The sequence below is a fragment of the Rhodopirellula maiorica SM1 genome, from assembly GCF_000346295.1.
GTDB lineage: Bacteria > Planctomycetota > Planctomycetia > Pirellulales > Pirellulaceae > Novipirellula > Novipirellula maiorica.
Window position 1 is genome coordinate 1 of sequence record NZ_ANOG01000398.1, and the last position, 1,855, is coordinate 1,855.

Annotated in this window: 2 protein-coding genes; both read right to left on the reverse strand. The window is 55.6% G+C overall.

All coding sequences use genetic code 11. The annotated features are described in order from the left end of the window. Positions 1-13 precede the first annotated feature (13 nt). Positions 14-445, reverse strand: coding sequence for an antitoxin Xre/MbcA/ParS toxin-binding domain-containing protein (locus tag RMSM_RS12890; RefSeq protein ID WP_008696494.1), 432 nt, complete (start codon positions 443-445; stop codon positions 14-16). Between the two features lie 99 nt (positions 446-544). Continuing rightward, on the reverse strand, positions 545-823 hold the full coding sequence (locus tag RMSM_RS12895; protein ID WP_040766199.1) for an RES family NAD+ phosphorylase: 279 nt from the start codon (positions 821-823) through the stop codon (positions 545-547). Between the last annotated feature and the right edge of the window lie 1,032 nt (positions 824-1,855).

A 1,855-nucleotide genomic window follows, 5' to 3' on the forward strand; every position in this document is an offset into this window, starting at 1 on the left:
ACTCCTCACTCTCCTACCCCGGCGCTCCGCTTCGTAACTGGAAGACCATGTTCCATAGTCGGTCGATCTCGCCTCGCTCGATAACCTCCATCGGCTTGAGCCCGTCGAACGCGTCGTTGGGAGTTTGAAACCAGATCCCCAGTGATTCGGGGTCGACAACATCGCTGAGTGCTTCCCACAAACGGTAGACTTCGTTGTAGGGACGTGTCAGCTTGTCGGCTTGGTCGCGGTTGGCCTCCACTTTGGCGATCGTCCGCTCCGATACATTGACCATTCGTCCGAACATCTGTCGCGGCATCGCGAGGCGATCGCGGAGCTCTAATTTTGACTCACGTCCGAGCCGCAAAAGCCCTTGGCCTTTCAGCCCTCGTACTGGAAGCACCACAATCGCCGGTTTGCGTGCTTTCGCCTTCTGCTTGGTCGTCTTGCGTGTTTTTGTCACCATCGGCTTTCATCCTCCTGCTCTATTGTATCGTCACACCAGTACTTCGCCAAGCATTTTTTCCTGCACTTTTGCAGGATGCGACCTTGCACTGCGTTCGCATTACGGCAATTGATCGGCGGCGAGAATTTCGATTTTGCTGCCGTTTGACAGATTTTCCGGGAAGATGACGATGTTTTTACCTCCATCGTTACCGGATGAGGGATTTCGGGCCGAGGGAACAATCAATCCTTCAAAACCGCCAACGTAGCATCCCCGCCCGATCGCCTGGGTCCACGACTCTTCGCCACCGCTCTGAATCGACCTCCAGTCTTCATCCACCAACTCCTCGATCGTGAAGCCCAGTCTCGTAGAGACCTCATCGTTCGTAACGTCAAGCACTTTTCCTAGCGAAACACTCGCGGCTGCGGTGACGCGTGGCCTGTCTCGAAAAGTTCGATCACTTCGGGAAGTTCATTCGCGGGGACAGCAGGTTTCCGTTTGCTCATTTCCAATCGGCTCTTAACGCGTCTGACTGATTAACCAACAAGGGTCCGGAAGTCGTCCGTGCCATTAGCAGAGACACTACCGCGTCCAATATTTTTTTGCGAGTTTCGTCTGCGGGGGTGGCCTGCACACGATGACATGCTAACAGGTAGGCAGGAATGATAGGGTGAAATCCTGTTAGCCGTTTGAGCGCCAGCTCCGGTTCAACATGGGAACCGTGGCCAGCAGGCTGTTGATTTAGTCGTACGATGGACTTCCAAGTCCGTCGAATACCCTCATGACGGACGAGGTAGAATAGCCACCCCTTGCCATAGGAAACGTCATTAAATCAACAGCCCGCTAGCGGCAAATCGGCCCCTATGCTGAAAGTTTCCTGCCTCGCTGCTTAGCAACCGATTCCGGCAACGCTGTGAAGCATTTATCCCCCGAGTTTTGCGAGGTTTTAGCGGCAGGACGCAAGCCCTCCGGCTCCTCATCCCGACCAAAACACCGGAGGGCTCGCGTCCTACCGTTACAAAATGCTTCACAGCGTTGCGAATCCGGGCTAGACAAATTGTCGGCGAGCTCCGCTACCGAAATGAAATAAGGCCTGGCGGGGATAGAAAGGACGGGAGGCGGGAGCCTCGGGTGCAGCGCGTTACCAGGCGGGAGCCTGGGAACGAGGGGGGAGTGGAGATATTGAAAAATGGCTTGTTCCAAGGCTCCAGCCTAAGAACACAATGCCTTGCAGGCTCCTGCCTGCGGGAGATTGGGAGGCGGGAGCCTCGGGTGCAGCGCGTTACCAGGCGGGAGCCTGGGAACGAGGAGGAGGGTGGCGATATTGAAAAAGTTAAATTGACAATTGTAAATTGAAAAATGAGGTGGCGGTGGAGCGGAAGTGATCGCGGCGCGGATTCCGCCGGGCAAGCCCGTGACGGAGATCGTGAG

Coding starts and splice junctions, on each gene's coding strand:
- RMSM_RS12890 (WP_008696494.1), bottom strand. CDS start 445: ATGGTGACAAAAACACGCAAGACGACCAAGCAGAAGGCGAAAGCACGC.